The organism is Microvirga calopogonii, from assembly GCF_003347665.1.
Lineage (GTDB): Bacteria > Pseudomonadota > Alphaproteobacteria > Rhizobiales > Beijerinckiaceae > Microvirga > Microvirga calopogonii.
Genome location: NZ_QDGA01000007.1, coordinates 73042 through 91040 on the forward strand (window position 1 = coordinate 73042; position 17999 = coordinate 91040).

The 17999-nt window shown below is 60.6% G+C and carries 16 protein-coding genes; 13 read left to right on the forward strand and 3 right to left on the reverse strand.

Going from position 1 to position 17999, the window contains the following annotated elements:
* Positions 1-26 precede the first annotated feature (26 nt).
* Positions 27-1607: an ABC transporter substrate-binding protein gene (locus DDF70_RS09055; protein WP_114944543.1), complete on the reverse strand. Its 1581-nt coding sequence runs from the start codon at positions 1605-1607 to the stop codon at positions 27-29.
* 96 nt (positions 1608-1703) lie between these two features.
* Here DDF70_RS09055 and DDF70_RS09060 point away from each other — a divergent pair, with 96 nt between their 5' ends.
* From DDF70_RS09060 to DDF70_RS09100, 9 genes are all read left to right on the forward strand, one after another.
* A complete protein-coding gene (locus DDF70_RS09060) occupies positions 1704-2780 on the forward strand; it encodes a GntR family transcriptional regulator (RefSeq protein WP_114944544.1) in 1077 nt (358 codons plus the stop codon).
* Positions 2777-3475, forward strand: a complete 699-nt coding sequence (locus tag DDF70_RS09065) for a creatininase family protein (RefSeq protein WP_114944545.1) — start codon at positions 2777-2779, stop codon at positions 3473-3475. Before DDF70_RS09060 ends, DDF70_RS09065 begins: the two co-directional genes overlap by 4 nt.
* A complete protein-coding gene (locus DDF70_RS09070; RefSeq protein WP_114944546.1) occupies positions 3472-4488 on the forward strand; it encodes a ketopantoate reductase family protein in 1017 nt (338 codons plus the stop codon). Before DDF70_RS09065 ends, DDF70_RS09070 begins: the two co-directional genes overlap by 4 nt.
* Positions 4485-5240 carry an SDR family NAD(P)-dependent oxidoreductase gene (locus tag DDF70_RS09075; protein ID WP_114944547.1) on the forward strand — a complete coding sequence of 252 codons (756 nt, stop codon included), beginning with the start codon at positions 4485-4487 and terminating at the stop codon, positions 5238-5240. Before DDF70_RS09070 ends, DDF70_RS09075 begins: the two co-directional genes overlap by 4 nt.
* A gap of 49 nt (positions 5241-5289) precedes the next feature.
* A complete protein-coding gene (locus DDF70_RS09080; RefSeq protein WP_114944548.1) occupies positions 5290-6186 on the forward strand; it encodes a polysaccharide deacetylase family protein in 897 nt (298 codons plus the stop codon).
* The gene (locus DDF70_RS09085) at positions 6186-7238 is read left to right on the forward strand and encodes a DmpA family aminopeptidase (protein WP_114944607.1); all 1053 of its coding nucleotides are present in this window, start codon (positions 6186-6188) and stop codon (positions 7236-7238) included. The genes DDF70_RS09080 and DDF70_RS09085 overlap by 1 nt, the downstream gene beginning before the upstream one ends.
* A gap of 5 nt (positions 7239-7243) precedes the next feature.
* Complete coding sequence (locus DDF70_RS09090; RefSeq protein ID WP_114944608.1) at positions 7244-8218, forward strand: isoaspartyl peptidase/L-asparaginase family protein; 975 nt, start codon at positions 7244-7246, stop codon at positions 8216-8218.
* A 125-nt stretch (positions 8219-8343) separates the two neighbouring features.
* A complete protein-coding gene (locus DDF70_RS09095) occupies positions 8344-9198 on the forward strand; it encodes an oxidoreductase (RefSeq protein WP_114944549.1) in 855 nt (284 codons plus the stop codon).
* Between the two features lie 112 nt (positions 9199-9310).
* Positions 9311-9769, forward strand: a complete 459-nt coding sequence (locus DDF70_RS09100) for a YbaK/EbsC family protein (RefSeq protein WP_114944550.1) — start codon at positions 9311-9313, stop codon at positions 9767-9769.
* Between the two features lie 58 nt (positions 9770-9827).
* On the opposite strand, the gene DDF70_RS09105 is transcribed toward DDF70_RS09100, so the two are convergent.
* Complete coding sequence (locus tag DDF70_RS09105; RefSeq protein ID WP_114944551.1) at positions 9828-11405, reverse strand: calcium-binding protein; 1578 nt, start codon at positions 11403-11405, stop codon at positions 9828-9830.
* 409 nt (positions 11406-11814) lie between these two features.
* Here DDF70_RS09105 and DDF70_RS09110 point away from each other — a divergent pair, with 409 nt between their 5' ends.
* Positions 11815-12390, forward strand: a complete 576-nt coding sequence (locus DDF70_RS09110; RefSeq protein ID WP_114944552.1) for a hypothetical protein — start codon at positions 11815-11817, stop codon at positions 12388-12390.
* Between the two features lie 13 nt (positions 12391-12403).
* Complete coding sequence (locus DDF70_RS09115; RefSeq protein ID WP_114944553.1) at positions 12404-13057, forward strand: class I SAM-dependent methyltransferase; 654 nt, start codon at positions 12404-12406, stop codon at positions 13055-13057.
* 38 nt (positions 13058-13095) lie between these two features.
* Here DDF70_RS09115 and DDF70_RS09120 read toward each other — a convergent pair whose 3' ends face one another.
* A complete protein-coding gene (locus DDF70_RS09120; protein WP_114944554.1) occupies positions 13096-16104 on the reverse strand; it encodes an ATP-binding protein in 3009 nt (1002 codons plus the stop codon).
* Between the two features lie 577 nt (positions 16105-16681).
* On the opposite strand from DDF70_RS09120, the gene DDF70_RS09125 reads away from it, so the two are divergent.
* The gene (locus tag DDF70_RS09125; RefSeq protein WP_114944555.1) at positions 16682-16954 is read left to right on the forward strand and encodes a hypothetical protein; all 273 of its coding nucleotides are present in this window, start codon (positions 16682-16684) and stop codon (positions 16952-16954) included.
* Positions 16955-17107: 153 nt separating this feature from the next.
* Positions 17108-17986, forward strand: a complete 879-nt coding sequence (locus tag DDF70_RS09130; RefSeq protein WP_114944556.1) for a DMT family transporter — start codon at positions 17108-17110, stop codon at positions 17984-17986.
* Positions 17987-17999 lie beyond the last annotated feature (13 nt).

A 17999-nucleotide genomic window follows, 5' to 3' on the forward strand; every position in this document is an offset into this window, starting at 1 on the left:
AAACGCCCGGCCAGCCATCGATACGATCAGCTCTTCGGCTTGATCTCGTAGGCCAGGGTTTCCTGGTCGACGCGAGCCGGGATCGTGAGCATGCCCTTCTTAGCGGCCCAGACCGTCTGGATCTGAACAGTCGGGATCAGCGCACGGTCATTCATGGAGACCTCCGTCACCTTCTCGAAGAGAGCGCGACGCTTCGGATCGTCCATGGTGCGGGCACCTTCCTGGAGCAGCTTGTCCACTTCCGGATTGGAGTAGCCCTGCTTGTTGAAGGCGCCGAGGCCGATCGACGGATCCGCCGTATGCACGAGCGATCCGTAGGTATAGCTCGCTTCGCCGGTCAGCGTGCCCCAACCGCTCATCCAAAGCGAGAACTCGCCCTTCTGCTGAGCCGGGAAGAACACCGTGCCGTTGAGCGCGTTGGCGTTCACCTTCAGGCCGGCGCGGGCCCACATCTGCGAGAGCGCTTCGCACACCGCGCCATCGCCCGGCAGGCGGTTGTTGGTGCAGTGGAAGTCAATCTCGAAGCCTTTCGGGTAGCCGGCATCGGCGAGCAGTTGCTTCGCCTTGGCCAGATCGTAGGGCTTCTCGGGCAGGTTCTTGTTGCCGCCGAAGAAGTTGGACGGCATCAGCTGGTTGGCCGGGCGCCCCAGACCTTCGAGCACGACCCGAACGAGAGTCTTGCGGTCGATGGAGAGATCCAGGGCTTCGCGCACCTTCGGGTCGCGCAGCGGGTTCGCGTCGATTTCCTTTCCGTCGACCTTCACCTTCTTCGGAAGGGTCTCCTTCACGTTCGGCGTGATGTTCAGGAAGTACACAGAGTCGGCCACGAACGTGTCGACCGACTTGTCCTTCTGCATCGCCGCGTAGTCGGTGGCCGGCACGTAGTTGACGAGATCGACCTGGCCGGACTTCAGCGCCGCCATGCGGGCCGGATCACTCGGAATTTCCTTGCGGATCACCTTCTGCCACGGCTGCTTTCCGCCCCAGTAATCGTCGTTGCGCTCGAGGACGAGATCACCCTTCGGTTCCCAGGACACGAACTTGTAGGGGCCGGTGCCGATGGCGGCCTTTCCGGAGTTGAACTGCTCGTTGCGAGCCTCCATGCCGACATTCTTCGATACGACGAAGAGACGGATGAAATCGTTCGGCAGGGTCGGCGCAGGCGCCTTGGTCTTCACGTGCAGGGTGTACTTGTCGGCGACCTTCGTCTCCGCGACCTGCTTCGTGTAGATGGTCATGCTCATGGGGCCGGTGACGACCGGAATACGATCGATCGAGAACTTCACGTCCTCTGCGGTCAGCTCCGATCCGTCGTGGAATTTCACGCCTTCCCGGATCTTGAACTCCCAGGTCGTGTCATCGATCGGCTTCCAGGACGTAGCGAGACCGGGCTTCAGTCCCAGATTCTCATCCGACATCACGAGCGTATCGAAGATGTGGCGCAGGGCTTCCGCCTGACTGCCGAGCGTCGACCAATGCGGATCGATCGAGTCGGGTCCGGCGCGCAATCCCATGGTCAGCGTTTGCGCTGAAACGGACCCGCAGAGAACCGTGCCGAGAACGAGAGCCGCAACGAGCGATCCACCAAGTTTGAAGTTTTGTTTCACTTCACTTCCCCTCTTGCTAAGACCCTGGCTTTTCGTCCAAGGTGTTCTTATCGATTAGAACGGTAGGTCACTCGGTTACGAAAAGTCAACAGCGCCGTGCCCAAACCTGAACCAACATCTGACGCTTATGAAGGCATCCGTTATAAAGAAACGGAACAGACGCCAGATGAGCGCATTCTTGCCAATCTCGCGGCAGCGCTCGACCGTTCTCTCCCGGTCCCGCTCGGTATCCAACTGCGCGGCCTGATCGAGTTCGGCATTGCACTGGGTGAATTACCCACGGGCCAACGTCTGCCTTCGGTGCGCGAACTGGCCGAACGAGCGGGTATCGCGCACATGACGGTCGCAACGGTTTATCGCGAACTGCGCGAAGCCGGTCTCATCGAGGCGAAGCCCGGGGCCGGCACCTATGTGGGCGACGGACACAGCAGCGACGGCCTGCGCTCTTCCGCGATCCGTAAGATCCAGAACCGAATCGAAGCGCTTTTCAATGAGGCCGAGCAATTCGGGCTAGCGCCCTCCGTGGTTTCTTCGCTGGTGAACGCCCGCGCTGCGCGAGGCCCGACGCCGTCGCGCCCGCTGCGGCTCGTCATGGTGGGCAACTTCGTCGAGACGACACGGCAATATGCCAATAGGATTCAGGAATATCTCGGCACGGGCGACACCATCACCGTTACGACAGTCGATGCGCTGCATGCGGGCGAGACCTTTCCCCTGCCCTGCGACGTCTGCGTTACGCTCGCTCATCGGCGCGGCGAGGTCGAGCATCTCGTCCCCACCGGCATTCCCGTCGTTGGTCTCAGCTTCATCCCGGCGGAAGAGACGCGGACACAGCTCGCCATGATCGACCCCATGGCCCGCATTGGCATCGTGTCGATCTTCCCCGAGTTCACCGCCCTGATGAAGCCCGGCGTGCTCCGCTTTGCACCCCATGTCTCCGATGTGGATGTGCGCCTGATCACGGCACCCGATCTGGAATCCTTTCTGTCCCGGGTCGACGTGGCGATCTACGCCAGCGGTGCCGAAGCAACCGTCAAAAAGATGCTGCCGAAGAATAGTCAGGCCATGGAGTTCCGCTACGTGCCGGACCCCCATGCGATCCGGGCCACCCTGCTCCCCGTTTTAGAGCGACTGCGCTCGTCCATCGTTACGCAAGAGGAAGATCCTTCATGAAAATCAGTGAGATGAACTGGCTTCAGGTGGAAGAATACCTGAAGACGGATGATCGCGCCGTTATTCCGCTCGGCTGCACGGAGCAGCACGCCTATTTGAGCCTATCCGTCGACAGCATTCTCGCCGAGCGCGTGGCGTCCGAAGCTGCCGCCCCGACGGGCGTGCCGGTCTTCCCCGTGCAGGCCTATGGGATCACGCCCTATTTCATGGCCTATCCAGGCACGATTTCGCTGAAAGCAGATACCTATCTGAGCATCATCACCGACATTCTGGAGTCCTTGAAGCGCACGGGCTTCCGCCGGATTCTCTTCGTCAACGGCCATGGCGGCAACACGCCCGGCCAGACAGCCGCCATCGAATGGATGGGCGCGAACCCCGATTGCCGCGTGAAGTTCCACAATTGGTGGAATGCTCCGCGCACCTTCGAGAAGGTGAAGCAGATCGACCCGGTCGCCTCCCACGCCTCCTGGATGGAGAACTTCCCCTGGACCCGACTGCCCGGCATCGAGCAGCCGTCCCACCAGAAGCCGATGGTCGATCTGGAGCGCATGCGCACCTTCGGCCCGGAAGGCGTCCGTGAAATCCTCCAGGACGGCAATTTCGGTGGCTACTTTCAGCGGTCGGACGAAGACATGAACGCAATCTGGGCTGTCGCCATCGAAGAGACCCGCACGCTGATCGAGAACTGGTCATGAACGAGAACACCATTCTGATCTGGGGTGCCGGCGCCATCGGCGGAACGCTCGGCGCCTACCTCGCGCGTGCCGGCGAGGACGTTCTGCTCGTCGATATCGTCGAGCCTCACGTGGACGCCATGAACCGGGACGGCCTCTTCATCGAAGGGCCCGTCGAGACCTTTCGGCAATCCGTGAAAGCCGTTCTTCCCAGCCAAGTCGAAGGACAGTTCAAGCGCATCATCCTGGCCGTCAAGGCACATCATACCCGCGATGCCGTGCGGGCCCTGAAGCCGCACCTTGCCGAGAACGGCACGGTACTTTCGGCGCAAAACGGCCTGAACGAGATTGTCATCGCCGACGAAATCGGCGCGGAGCGCACCATCGGCTGTTTCGTCAATTTCGGAGCGGACTGGCTTGAGCCTGGCCGCATTCTCTTCGGCAACCGCGCCGCGGTGGCAGTCGGCGGGCTCGATGGGCAAGTGACGGATGCGGTGCGCGATTACCATCGCCTGCTGTCGATCTTCGAGCCGAAGGCGGTGCTCACGGACAACATCTGGGGCTATCTGTGGGGGAAGCTCGGCTATGGCTCGCTGCTTTTCGCCACGGCTTTGACTAATGCCTCGATGTCGGAAAACCTCGCCTCCGAGCGTCACTTCCCGGTCTACCACCACCTCGGCCAGGAGGTCATGGCGGTCGCGAAGGCACGCGGGGTGAAGCCGTTGGGCTTCAACGGGTTCGATCCCGACGCCTTCATGCCGGGAGCAGATGAAGCAGCCGCGCGACGCTCCGTCGCCGACATGGCCGAGTTCAACCGCCATACGGCAAAGACCCATTCCGGTATCTGGCGCGACCTCGCGGTGCGCAAGCGCAAGACCGAAGTCGATGCCCAGATCGCGATCATCGCGACCCTCGGGAAGGAGGCCGGCATTCCCACGCCTGCCATCGGCAGGCTGGTCGAGCTCATCCACGACATCGAGGATGGCCGGCGCGAACAATCCTGGTCCACACTCGACGAGATGCTGACGCCATGAATCTGGATTTTACCGATCGACGGGTTGCAGTGACCGGTGCCGCCCAGGGGATTGGGCGAAGCATCGTCCAGTGCCTCGCGGCCGAGGGTGCCCATGTCTGGGCTCTCGACATGGACGAGGCCGGGCTGCGCGTTGCCGCGGAAGCCGGAGCCAAAGCGACCCGCACGCTCGATCTTGCCGATCGCGCTGCAGTCGTTCGTGTCTTCGACGAAATGGCGGAAGACCTCGGCGGCATCGACATTCTCGTCAACTGCGCCGGCGGCGTTCGCGGACAGGTGGCGAAGCCGATCGAAGACGTCAGCGAGCAAGACTGGCTCGTCCTCTTCGAAGCCAACGTGCACGGCGCGTTCTGGTGCTCCCAGGCTGTGGCCCCGCATATGAAGCGACAGAAGTTCGGCCGCATCGTCAATATCTCGTCCGGCGCCGGCCTGCGCCCGAGCCTGACCGGCATCCAGGCCTACACGGCCTCTAAGCACGCGCTTGTCGGGTTGACGAAGCAACTCAGTTTCGAACTCGGCCCCTATGGCATCACCGTCAACAGCGTAGCTCCCGGCTTCGTGCTGTCGAACCCGGCAACGCAGCGCCAATGGGAAAGCTACGGCCCCGAAGGGCAGGCTCGCCTGGTGGAGAGCATCCATACACGACGCCTGGGATACCCGCAGGACATCGCCAATGCGGTCATGTTCCTGGTCTCGGATGCAGCGTCGTGGATATCGGGACAGATCATCTCGGCCGATGGCGGCCGCTCCTGAGACTGAACCACGCGGACAGATTTTGAACGAAGAAATTTAAGGAAGAACGATGGACGATATCAGCAGCCAACCCTGGCGTTGGGACGAGCGGACATGGCGCGGCAAGGTGGACCATGTGCGCGCCGGCCGCTCCATGAAGCCCGCCAAGTGGAAGAACGGTGCTCGCTGCGCCGTCGCATTTTCTTTCGATTCGGACCATGAGACGAACGAGCTGCGCGATGGCGGCAAGTCCATCGGCCGCATGTCTCAGGGGCAATACGGCAATCGCCAGGGTGTGCCGCGCATTCTCAATGCGCTTGCGAAGTACGACGCCAAGGCGACCTTCTTCGTCCCGGCCGTCGCGGCTCTCCTCTACGAGGACGAGCAGCGCCGTGTCGTCGCGGAAGGCCACGAAATCGGCATTCACGGCTGGATTCACGAACTCAACAGCCAGCTGCCTTACGAGATCGAGCGTGACCTGATGTTCCGCGCGGCGGATACCCTGGAACGGATCACCGGCGTGCGGCCCGTGGGCCTGCGGACGCCGTCCTGGGATTTCAGCCCCACCACGCTGCGCATCGAGCGGGAGCTCGGCCTCCTCTACGATTCGTCGCTCATGGCCGACGACGATCCTTACGAGCTGGTGGAACAGGGAGAGCCCACGGGCATCGTGGAACTGCCTGTGGAATGGATCCGCGACGATGCTGTGTATTTCAACATGCACCGTTTCAATGGACTGCGTCCGCACACGCCGCCAACCGCCGTCTACGACATCTTCTTCCGTGAGTTCGAGCGGGCGTACGAGGAAGGCGGCCTCTTTCTGCTCACCATGCATCCGCATGTGACCGGCTATCGTTCACGTATCTGGATCCTCGAAAAGCTCCTTGAGGAGATTACCCGCCGCTCGGATGTGTGGATCGCCACGCATGCGGAGATCGCTGCCTTCGTAAAAGCGGAATGCGCCTGATGAGCCGCCCTGCCCGCGCCCGGGACTTCGGCTTCGTCTGCGGCAACCTGCCGGCTGGCGCGCTCAACAGCATTTCCGATGTCCCGGGTGTGCGTGTCGGGCATCGGACGCTGATCGACGGCGACATCCGAACCGGTGTGACTGCAATCGTGCCGCATGCCGACAACCTCTATCGGAGGAAGCCGGTTGCGGCCGTTCATGTCCTGAACGGTTTCGGCAAGAGCGCGGGCCTCGTGCAGGTGGAGGAGTTGGGTACGCTCGAGACGCCCATCCTCCTCACCAACACTCTTTCGGTCGGCACATGCTGCACCGCCCTCGTACGCCATGCCATCGCGCAGAACCCGGATATCGGCCGGGAGACCGCCACGGTGAACCCGGTCGTATTCGAGTGCAATGACGGCTACCTGAACGACATTCAGGCTCTGGCGGTCACGGAAGCGGACGCCTACGCGGCTTTGGAGAGCGCTTCATCACGATTCGATGTCGGCTCCGTAGGAGCCGGCTGCGGGATGAGCACCTTCGGGTTCAAGGGTGGAATCGGTACCTCATCCCGCCGTCTGGACCTCGACGACGGGAGCTATCACCTCGGTGTTCTCGTGCTGTCGAACTTCGGACGCCCCGGAGACCTTCGTCTGCCAGATGGCAGGATCGTTTCGCCTTCAGGCGCCCTCGACAGGACAGTGACGGAGAAGGGCTCGATCATCATCATTGCCGCCACTGATATTCCGCTGAGCGATCGGCAGATCAAGCGCATCATCCGCCGCTCCGGCGTCGGGTTGGCGCGCCTGGGATCCTTCTGGGGGCATGGCAGTGGGGACATCGCGCTCGGCTTCACCACCGCCAACGTCCTGTCTCACGACGAGAAGGCGGCTCTTGTCGGTCTCCAGGTTCTCAACGAGAATCGCATCGATCTCCTCTTCGAGGCCATGGCCGATGCAACGCAGGAGGCCGTACTCGACGCGCTCATCGCCGCAGGTTCCATGACCGGTCGCTCGGGCCATCATCGTCCGGGCCTGTTTGACACTCTGAAATCCCTCTCACCTGAAGCGTGAACACCATGACCGGCAGCACAACCTCCGATAACGATTTCGCCCTCGCGATCCATGGCGGGGCAGGCACGATCCTTCGCAGCAAGATGACGCCCGAGCGGGAAGCCGCCTACCATGCGGGCCTGCGCCGGGCCTTGGACGCCGGTCGCACCGTCTTGGCCGATGGCGGCGCTGCGCTCGATGCCGTATCGGCCGCGGTTATGGCGCTCGAGGACGAGCCTCTTTTCAACGCCGGGCGCGGCGCGGTCTATACCTCGGCCGGCAAGCAGGAGATGGACGCTGCCGTCATGGACGGCCGTGACCGCTCGGCCGGCGCGGTCGCCGGCATCTGCGGCCCGCGCAACCCGGTTCTGGCCGCCCGCGCCGTGATGGAACATTCCGGCCACGTGCTTCTCATCGGCGAAAGCGCCCTGGAATTCTGCCGCAAGCAGGGCCTTGCCTTTGAGGAAGATTCCTATTTCTACACCGAACAGCGCTGGAATGCGCTGCAAGAGACGCTCGCCATGCGCAAGAGCGGCGCCGACGACCAGGACGAGTCGCGCAAGCACGGCACGGTCGGTGCAGTCGCCCGCGACCGCCACGGGGATCTCGCTGCAGCGACCTCCACCGGAGGAATGACCGCGAAGGCTCCGGGACGCGTCGGTGACAGCCCCGTGATCGGCGCCGGAACCTGGGCGGACAACGAGACCTGCGCCATTTCGGCAACGGGCCACGGCGAGATCTTCATCCGCTATGCGGCGGCTCATGAGATTGCCTCACGCATGCGCTATGCGGGCCAGTCCCTGGAAGAAGCGTCGCGCGCCGTGGTGATCGACATGCTCGCACCGGCCGGAGGGTCCGGCGGAATCGTCGCGGTCGACCATGCGGGCAACGTCTCTCTGCCCTTCAACTGCTCGGGCATGTATCGCGGCATGGTCAAGGGCGACGGAAGGTTGCTCACGGCGATCTACGACGAGCCTCTCGTCGACTTCGGACGAATCTGACAGTGACGAAAACCCCGACGCGGCGGGAACGGCGCGATGGCGCCCGTTTCCCTGGGGCTATTCCCCTGCCTTGGGAAGCGCCTATATCCCACCCGTCGCGAACCTGCCGCTAAGAGGAATGTCCCATGCCGCTCAATGAGAATCCCGTCTGGTTCATTACGGGCTGCTCCACAGGATTCGGGCGGGAACTCGCCCAGCTCGTCCTTCAGCGAGGCTGGCGTGCCGTCGTGACCGCCCGCGATGCGGGCCGGGTCCAGGACCTGACCCGTGGATACGAGGACAGGGCGCTTGCCCTATCGCTCGACGTCACCAGGAATGACGAGATCGCTGCCGCCGTCAATGCGGCCGAAGAGCGCTTCGGTGCAATCGATGTTCTCGTGAACAACGCCGGTTATGGCTATCAGGCCTCCATCGAGGAGGGCGACGATGCGGAGATCCGCGCGCAGTTCGAGACGAACGTCTTTGGCCTCGCCGCCATGACCCGCGCGGTGCTTCCCGGCATGCGCGCTCGTCGGCACGGACACATCGTCAATATCTCGTCGCAGGCGGGCTTCATCGGCTATCCGGGCTCCGGATATTATGCGGCGACCAAACATGCGGTGGAGGGTCTGTCGGACGCGCTCGCCAAGGAGGTCGCCCCGCTCGGGATCAAGGTGACCTGCGTCGAGCCCGGCCCCTTTCGCACCGATTGGGCAGGCCGTTCCCTTCAGCAGCGGCGTCCGACGATTTCCGATTATCAGGATACGGTCGGCGCGCGGCTGGAAACCACCGCGAATTACAGTGGCAAGCAGCCGGGCGATCCTGTCCGCGCGGCGGAAGCCATCATCAAGGCCGTCGAGGCGAAAGATCCGCCCAAGCATCTGGTTCTCGGCGCCATTGCGCTCGACGGAGTCCGGGAAAAATTGAAAGAGACTCTCGCGGAAGTCGAGGCCTGGGCCGAGACGAGCCGTGGAGCCGATTATCCCGAAAGCGAACGCTAAGGCCACAATTGACCCAATCAACGAGGCAGCTGCTATCCTGACAGTATCGCATCAGGCGGCTCAGTCATGGTATGTCGCTTGCCTCGCCTTCCACCACAGGAGCTTCTCGACAATGAGCCTTGAGTCCGTTCGCGCCTTCCTCGCCCAAAACGCACCGGATATCGAGATCATCGAGATGCAGACCAGCACCGCTACTGTAACCCAGGCGGCGGAGGCACACGGTGTCGGGCCTGAAAGAATTGCCAAGACGCTGTCATTGCGCGTGGGCGAGAAAAGCTTCCTGGTGGTGACGAGCGGTACCGCGCGCCTCGACAACCGCAAGGTCAAGGCGACCTTCGGCGGCAAGGCCTCGATGCTGGACGCGGAACAGGTTCAGGCGCTCACGGGACATCCTGTCGGCGGCGTATGCCCCTTTGGATTGGCAACACCGCTTCCAGTCTATTGCGACATATCCCTGAAGGCCTTCGACGAGGTGGTTCCGGCGGCAGGCTCGATTCATACGGCCGTTCGCATCCATCCTCAGCGTATGGCCGAACTTGTGGGCGCCGATTGGGTCGATGTTTGCCAATAGCACCACAGATGCCCGTCCAACGGGCATGCTCGAAGTAGGAGGGTTTCGATCCCGTGGCCTAAATGACGTAAAAATCCTTATCGGTCAGGGCGAGACCAGGCTTCAGCTTGATGAAGAGAGTGGCCTTTGACTTGGATCCGGACCCGTCCGCGTCGTAATACAAGTGCCCTGTCTTCTTGTTGTAGATCAGGTAATCGTTGCTGTCCTGCGCCTTGCTGCCGATGGTGAAGAAGTCAGGTTTCAGCTGTCCAGCCTTACCAAGCCTCTTGAAGATGCTGTTTTCCAGGCGGATCGTATCGTCCTTGACGTTGAAATCCGTGATCGTGTCGATATTGGTTTTGGCGTTCAGCTTGTCCTTGAACGTGAAGATGTCGCGTCCCCAGCCGCCAGACAGGGTGTCATTGCCCGCTCCGCCATCAAGCGAATCATTTCCGGCGTCGCCGTAGAGCCTGTCATTGCCGTCGCCGCCCAACAGGGTATCGGCGTTCATTCCTCCATAAAGCGTATCGTTGCCGCCCTGCCCGAGCAGTCGGTTTCGTCCGGTTCCGCCGTAGAGGACGTCATGGCCCGCACCGCCGTCGAGCGTGTCGTTGCCGACGTCTCCGTAGAGATAATCATCTCCATCTCCACCGGACAGGAAATCTTCTCCGATCCCTCCATAGAGGACATCCTGCCCGTTTCCGCCGTAGATGACATCATTGCCACCGTCGCCGTAGAGGAAATCATCTCCGTCGCGGCCGTCGATCGTGTTCGCGCCCAAATTGCCGAAAATTTCATTCGAGAGCGCATTTCCCGTCAGGCTGATGGAGAGGTAGCCGCCAGCCGCCTTCAGGACTTCGACATTTTCGCTCAGCGCGAATGAGGCATAGGCGATGACCGTGTCACGCCCTTGTCCTGCATCCTCCACGACGACATCGAAGGAGGAATCGACGTAATAGAGATCGTCGCCGGCACCGCCGATCAGGGTATCGCCCCCTCCCTTGCCATCGAGCTCGTCGTTTCCTGACGTACCAACAATGAAATTCGACAAGTCGTTGCCGATCAGGGACAGAGAACTCGCTCCTGCGGCGGCTCTCAGTTCCTCGATCTCGGCATCGGCCGCCATGGCGAAACTGACGCTGGTGTAAACGACGTCGTAACCTGCGCTAACAGTCTCGAAGACCCGATCGTCTCGGTTGTCCACGATGTAGGTATCGTTGCCGGCTCCACCATCGAGCGTATCCGCCCCCTGCCCGCCATCGAGATGATCGTCCCCGGTATAACCTTCGAGATAGTCGCCTTGAGAGGTGCCGGTGAGATGGTCGCTCCCTTGCATGATCGAAGCCGCAGCCACGGCTCCTCTCTCATGGAAACTCGCGAGGCCCCCATCATAGTCGAATAGGAACGCGTCACTCGCGTAGGTTAGCCATAGTTCACCACCGCGCCGCACTTCCATCGATGAGACCTGCCCGGAAGTCCTGTCCAGGGTCAGACCTCGATAGACGATGTCGAGGATCATGTGATCGACATCGACTTTGAACGTCGCCGTTTCGAGCCCGCCGTCCGCTCCGTAGGAGATCGAGCCCACAATTACGGTAAGGAAGTCCTGCAGTCGGAGCCCAGGCCGCATGTAGTTAGTGAACGTGACGACAGCCATAGCCGGTTACCGGAGACTTTCAGATATGTGCCGGACAAAGTCCCGACTGGAGAGAGGAGACGCGCTTCGCCTGCCCTCCACTTAGGAGAAAAGGATCTACAGAATGAAATGCAACAAAATTTCAGATCACGGCATCGATATTTAATCCTAACCCTTCGTCAGCGCAATAATGGAAGGCCATCTTTCTCCTCCTGTCGTCGTACGAATCAAGGGACCTTTTTAGAACAGCCCAGCCGATAATGTGCGCCGTCTGTCCAGAGCAGCATGCGAGGGAGGCAGAAACGCATTTCTCTGTGCGCTAATACTCTCATACCCCAAAGTAACCAATGAGGTAAGCTTGACATTTATTAGACCGGCTGATGCGATTTGCCCCACGGAATATCTTCGTATTACGACAGTGGAGGGTGTGATGGGCCGCATCATGAAAGAGGACGATATCTTCATTTCGGGATTGTTCGACCTCATGAACCTTCGCTTCGGTCCGTCACAAGGCCCCGGAGAGGCATTCGGCGGCATCGATGAGATGAGCAGCCTGCAAAAAGAGTTTCAGATTTTTCAAAGAGGGCGCTCTTTTCGGGATTGCGTCGCCCTCCTCAATCTCGGGGGCTTCTGGAACGCACGAGCGAGGAACAGATGGCTCAAACTCATCGGCGAACTGGACAAATACGATTCCGACGAGCCCGGCGTGAACGGCAATGACCGCATCATGAACATGATGGTGGAAAATTTTGAATCGGGCCGCCCTCTTCCGGTTCTATTCCAGGCTCATGATTCCCGTAGCGAAGACGGGCGCAGGGTCGTCGTGAGGGATTCCAGAACCGGTTTCTTCTATATGGAGCAACCCTACATTATCGTGTCGCTGCCGATGCTTCCGAAAACGGCTCCCCGGATGGCCCGCCAAGCCTCGAAAACAGCCCGTAAGGCTCCGACCAAGGCAGCCAAGTCAGTGTCCAAGACCGCGCGAAAGGCTCCACGAGGACGGTAAGCCCTCGACCCGGATGGTCAGCCTTCACTCAGCCGAACTCGACGAGGCCTATCGGCAAGTCGAGCAGTATTACACGCAGAAGCTCCGTCGTTACGGCCCCAGCCCCTTAGGCGTCGATTGGAGCTGCGTGCCGACGCAAGCTCTTCGTTTTCGAAAACTTCTCACGCTCTGCGATTTCGCGAACCCGTTCTCGCTCAACGATTTAGGATGCGGGTATGGCGCCCTTCTTGATTATCTGGCGCTGTATCATCCACAAACCCCTGTCGATTATCTTGGAATCGACCTGTCGCCGGCAATGGTCCGCAGCGCAAACAGGCGCTGGGCCGGAGAGACGATCCGGTTTCACCGAGGCGTCGAGAGCCCGCGTTCAGCGGATTACAGCATCGCGAGCGGAATCTTCAACGTCATGCTCGATCAGCCGATCCTGCTTTGGGAGCAACTCATCGAGAAGACTTTGGCTCATCTCCGGAGGACGAGCCGGAAGGGCTTTTCCGTGAACTTCGTTCATGCGCCAGCATCCGGGAAACGAACCAGGATGGGGCTCTATTGCACGGAGCCAGAGCGATGGCGCGAATTCTGCAGAACGCATTTGCGCTCCCATGTCCGCGTCATCGATGACTATGGCATGAGCGAGTTTACGCTGCTCGTCGAGCCTCGCAGCTGCTGAGCGACCTCCGGCAGAGGCTCGCGAAAGCGGCTCGCTTTTCAGGAACTCCTGATCAACAGCTTCTCCTGAGCGGCCCGTAGCCGAGGTTCTAGAACAGTTGCTCCGGTCACTTGAATCAGTGCCTCGGCTTGTTGGAGGAGATGAACGGCATCCTTTCCGCGGCGTGCGACCATGGCTTCCCCGGCGACGATCAAGGCGCGGCATTCAGGGAGACGGGTCGCCCGATCCCGGGATAAGATGATCGTACGTTCGGCTGTCAGTAGAGCCTCCCCATATTGGCCGGCTTGAGCCTGGCATTCGGCCAATATGGCCATCATGTCCGGTTCATAGTCGAGGGCAGCCCTTGCGGAGTGCATGAAATCCAGCCCCTCCTCAAGTTCCCGGATAGCTTCCTGCGCATCTCCCGCCAGTCCTTTAGCAATTGCCATGCACGCATATGCGAAGACCCTTAGGTAGGGAGTGCCGTGGCGCTCCGCGAGTTGGCTTACGCGCTTCGCGTGCCGTAGAGCGAGATCCGCATCGCCTGAAAACCAGGCGAGATCCACATATCCAAGATGGCTGATGAATTGCACAGTCGGATCGATCCGGCCGTCTTCAATCGCAAGCATGTGGTCGAGCCATGCCCTTCCCTCGTCGATCCGGTTGAGATGGATCAGGATCCTCGCTCGCAGGCTGAGTGCCCAATGCTCGACGCTATATCCCAGGAAACGGTTTTCGAAGTCCTGTACATGTTGCAGCAGGGCAAGAGCGCGATCATTGGCCTCGAGCGCCTCGTTGAAGAGACCGGCCCAGCCATAGGCTTGGCTGAGAGAGGCATAGAGCGTCGCGGCCCGGCTTTGATGAGCCGCATCATCCAGCACCGCCAATGCATCCGTGACACGAGCGACATAATGATCCGCTGCCCCTCCGCTAGCGCCGCTTATCCTGGCTTCGACGAAGAGAAGCAAAGGAACCATCGTATCGTCCGTATCCTTTGCGACAGTCAACGCTTCTTGGATATAGGGAGCGGCATCCTTAGCCCCCATGCCCTCGCGCCATCCAAGCCATGCGATTTGAGCGCTCGAAAGGATGAGCAAGGCATTGTCTCGCACGGCTGGTCCCTGGGTGTGGACGAGGCGATGCACGACCTGCCATTGCCTGATCGCCTGAGCAGGATGCATAGACCCGATCCATTCAGCCGCCTTACGGGCATATTCCGCAGCTTTCGAAAGAATGCCCGCCGCCTCATAGTGAAAGCTGATGAGACCCGCCACCTCGTCCTGTCTTTCCGCATAGTAGCCTGCCAAGGCAGGCGCAACGAATGCATGAAGCCGGCTCCGGCGGGATTTCAGCTGGCTTGAATAAGCCACCTCCTGAATGAGGGGATGGCGAAAGGAATAGTAGCGCCCATCCGGTCTGTCCTGATCATGCAGCAGTTCGACCGCGCATAGTCGGAGAAGCGCTGGCTTGATATCAGCGGCGAGTTCCTGCGCACTGACGGCTTCCAAGACCGCGTACGGCACCTCTTTTCCGATGACGGAAGCCATCTGCAGGATCGCTCGATCGGACGGGGAAAGCCTATCGATGCGCTCGCCTATGACGGCTTGGAGCGTCACTGGAAGCGGATTGTCCTTGATCTTGCTCCCAAGACGGTAATCTCCGGGTTTGCCGATCAGGACCCCGCTTTCGATCAATGAGCGGATGATCTCTTCGGCGAAAAACGGATTGCCGCCCGACCGCTCGGAAATGCGGTCTCGTATCTCGACCACGTCCGCATGGTCCCCAACGACGGAAGAAATGAACTGATTTATCTGACTACGATCGAATTCTTTCAGCTCCAGGAGATGAAAGTCATCCCGCTGCATCCAGGAGGCTTGATACGAAGGCCTGTAATTGACGACCATCAGGGCGTGAGATCCCACGATCGAGGCGCAAAGGACCTCCAGGAAGCTCTCGCTCGCTTCGTCCAGCCAATGGAGATCTTCCAAAATGATGGCACACGGTTCAGAGGAACGGCTACGGACCAGCCAGGAGATGATGTCCAGAAGCGCGGCATGACGCATCTTCGGAGTCACGGTCTGCGCCGGAGCGCCGTCAGTGATGCCTAGAAAGTCGTACAGGATCGGCAGTGCGTCCTCGGGAGGAGAACCAAGCCTTTCCAAGTAATTCTGGACAAGCCTACGGGCCACGGCGGGTTCGTCACTCGCGGCAACCCCGAGCAGAAGCCGCACGACTTCGAGAATGGTCTGAATCGGCGCAGCCTTGCCATAGGGTTGAGTCCTGACCTCGATAACCGGGATCCGATCTCTCCGACATCGTTGGGCAAATTCGAAGCAAAGCCGTGACTTTCCGCTTCCCGCTGCGCCGCATATCCCCACGATATGGCTTTCGCCGCGCAAAGCGGCCTGGAAGGAAGCTTCCAGGTCCATCATCTCGCGCTCGCGGGCTTGGAAGAGCGTGAGGTTTGGATCCGAGAAAAGCGTTCCGGGTGACGGGAGCTGAAAGCCTAAAAGTTCATAAACGGTTATCTCGTCCTGCAGTCCCCGGATAGAGCGGCGCCCGATCTGCTTGGCAGAGCAGAACCGCTCGACGAGATGGTAGCAATCCTCACTGAGATAGATCGTCCCCGGCTCCGCCAAGGACTGCACCCGACTTGCGATGTGGATGGCAACTCCGTACGCCTCCCGTTCGTTGACCGGCCCGGCAAATCTCGTCTCGGAAACGATGAGTCCCGAGTGCAGGCCAATTCGGACGGCCATTGCCCCTAGCACGCTCTTGATCTCAGCCTGGATGGCCAGGGCAGCTTGGCACGCCAGCAAGGCATGCCCCTCCTGGACATGCGGCGCGCCGAAAAGGGCCATGATACCATCGCCCAGACTGTGGATGAGGGTTCCGCCGAAGCGTTCCGCTGCTCGCCGCATCAGCATGATAGCCGGTGCCAGACGCCTCATCGCCTGCTCAGGATCAAGTTTCGAGACCAGCTCCGTAGAAGCGACGATGTCCGCAAACAGGATCGTGACCGGCTTGAACTCCTCGGTACTGCCCGGTTCCGTCGCGGGAATGCCCATCGTGGGCACATTCGGGGCGAGAGGCGCTCCACACTGGCTGCAGAACCGCGTCGGCCGGAGCAGGTTGTGCACAGTGTGGACAATTCATTGCCAGCCCTTCAGTCCCGCACCGTCTCACCATCGCAACGTTGCGCTATTAAACGAGATATCGCCGAGAGATTGCAAGCCGCGCATCAGGTGTCACCGGGGCCTTGATGAACCGCTTCAACAGAACAGCCTCACTTCATCCTGTACATTGTTTCGGTATTTCGAGATTTTCATCCGGTCAGTTCCGGGACTCAATGCGAAAGGGGGTGTCAAAACATCCGAACACTTCGAAAATCGATAGATATATTGTTTCAGATCGATCACGCTGACCGTCGCTATTCTACAAGGTGCGGATGCAGCTTCTCCTTCACGGAAAGTCCGGCGAGCGCCACCGTATTGTATCCTTCGTCTTGTATCCGCCCATTTCTCCACCCACATTAGCGTGGACTAGGGGTCCGGGCCCCTCTGGCGGGCGGGGGCGCCGCTCGCGATGTCGGACACCTCATTTTGCTCTTGCGCCGACGAGCGCTCCCGCATTGGAGGATCCATCGTGGACTACGTAGTTTTTCGCACCCAAACGACAGCTTCCCGGGGCGGCGGCTTCCTGTCACTTCTGGTGAGGCTGCTGGCCGTGGCGGCAGCAGGCATCGCCATGCTGGCGATTTTGCTCGTCGGCATCTTCGTCGTACTTCCTCTCGTGCTCGCTGGCGGCGCGGCCTTGTACTTCTATCTCCGCCGCAGGGTGCGGCCCGCTCAGCCTCCTCGCCCACAGGATGGCATCATCGACGCGGAATATACGATCGTCGAGCGGCGCGACCCGTAATCTCCCGCCAAGGTATGGGTCCGGAGAGCACCTGGAGAGCACCTGGCCGTCAGGGCCTCTTGTCGACAACGCTAATGCAATATTAAGGGCATCGGTCGAGACTTGTCGGACCGGCCGGCTTCACGATGAGCCTGCCAAGGTCGGGCCCTCCCCATGATGCCTCCAACCGATGTGAAAGACCGGCATGTCGCCAATCGACAGGGGGCGGTCTTTGCCTTGGCCGACATGGTGCTCGTCGTCATCTCGATGGGCATCATCAAGCAGGCTGGAGCGACCTTTCCCGCGATTCAGCTGGTCTTCTTTCGTGCCCTCGTCGGGCTTCTGCTCATCGCACCGCTCATCTGGCGCTATCGATCCGACGTCTTCAACAGCCGGCAAATGAAAGGGCATATCGGGCGGGTGCTTTGCAGCACCATGGCCCTGAGTTGCAACTACGCCGCCACGGCCGCGCTGCCTTTGACACTCGTTACCGTGATCGGCTTCACCCGTCCGTTCGTGATCCTGGGATTTGCCGCCGTCATATTGGGCGAGCGCATTCTGAGACGGCACTGGATATCGTCCGTCATCTGCTTCGCCAGCGTGCTGTTCATCGTGAAGCCGGGCTCGATAAGCTGGGATTGGGGTCTTCTGGCGGCTTTGGGAATGGTTTTGTTCGGCTCCTTCAGCGTCATCCAGACCCGGCGCCTTACCGGCGAACACGCCGTCGTCCTGATGGTCTTCTACACCATCGGCCTTGCCGTCCTGACGGCCGTTCCGGCGGCTTTTATCTGGGTTCCGCCCCACTTGAGCGACCTGCCCGCCTTCCTCGTCATCGGGGCGCTCGCTCAAGTTGGCCAATTCTGCTTCCTGCGCTCCCACCAGCTGGCAGAAGCGAGCATCCTAGCCCCGCTCAGCTACGTGGTGATCGTGTTCTCCTCGATCGCCGATTATCTCTATTTCGGCATCGTCCCGACCCTGTCTCTCATCGTGGGCGGCTTGGTGATCATCCTGGCGGCCTTCATGGGTACTCAGGTCGCCGTTGCGCGACGCTGAAACCCTCAACCAC

Bases quoted from the DNA above. Each gene is read 5' to 3' on its own strand.
- DDF70_RS09065 (WP_114944545.1), top strand. From the start codon at position 2,777: ATGAAAATCAGTGAGATGAACTGGCTTCAGGTGGAAGAATACCTGAAG.
- DDF70_RS09130 (WP_114944556.1), top strand. From the start codon at position 17,108: ATGATGCCTCCAACCGATGTGAAAGACCGGCATGTCGCCAATCGACAG.
- DDF70_RS09085 (WP_114944607.1), top strand. From the start codon at position 6,186: ATGAGCCGCCCTGCCCGCGCCCGGGACTTCGGCTTCGTCTGCGGCAAC.
- DDF70_RS09105 (WP_114944551.1), bottom strand. From the start codon at position 11,405: ATGGCTGTCGTCACGTTCACTAACTACATGCGGCCTGGGCTCCGACTG.
- DDF70_RS09120 (WP_114944554.1), bottom strand. From the start codon at position 16,104: ATGGGCATTCCCGCGACGGAACCGGGCAGTACCGAGGAGTTCAAGCCG.
- DDF70_RS09115 (WP_114944553.1), top strand. From the start codon at position 12,404: ATGGTCAGCCTTCACTCAGCCGAACTCGACGAGGCCTATCGGCAAGTC.
- DDF70_RS09095 (WP_114944549.1), top strand. From the start codon at position 8,344: ATGCCGCTCAATGAGAATCCCGTCTGGTTCATTACGGGCTGCTCCACA.
- DDF70_RS09100 (WP_114944550.1), top strand. From the start codon at position 9,311: ATGAGCCTTGAGTCCGTTCGCGCCTTCCTCGCCCAAAACGCACCGGAT.
- DDF70_RS09110 (WP_114944552.1), top strand. From the start codon at position 11,815: ATGGGCCGCATCATGAAAGAGGACGATATCTTCATTTCGGGATTGTTC.
- DDF70_RS09075 (WP_114944547.1), top strand. From the start codon at position 4,485: ATGAATCTGGATTTTACCGATCGACGGGTTGCAGTGACCGGTGCCGCC.
- DDF70_RS09080 (WP_114944548.1), top strand. From the start codon at position 5,290: ATGGACGATATCAGCAGCCAACCCTGGCGTTGGGACGAGCGGACATGG.
- DDF70_RS09070 (WP_114944546.1), top strand. From the start codon at position 3,472: ATGAACGAGAACACCATTCTGATCTGGGGTGCCGGCGCCATCGGCGGA.
- DDF70_RS09090 (WP_114944608.1), top strand. From the start codon at position 7,244: ATGACCGGCAGCACAACCTCCGATAACGATTTCGCCCTCGCGATCCAT.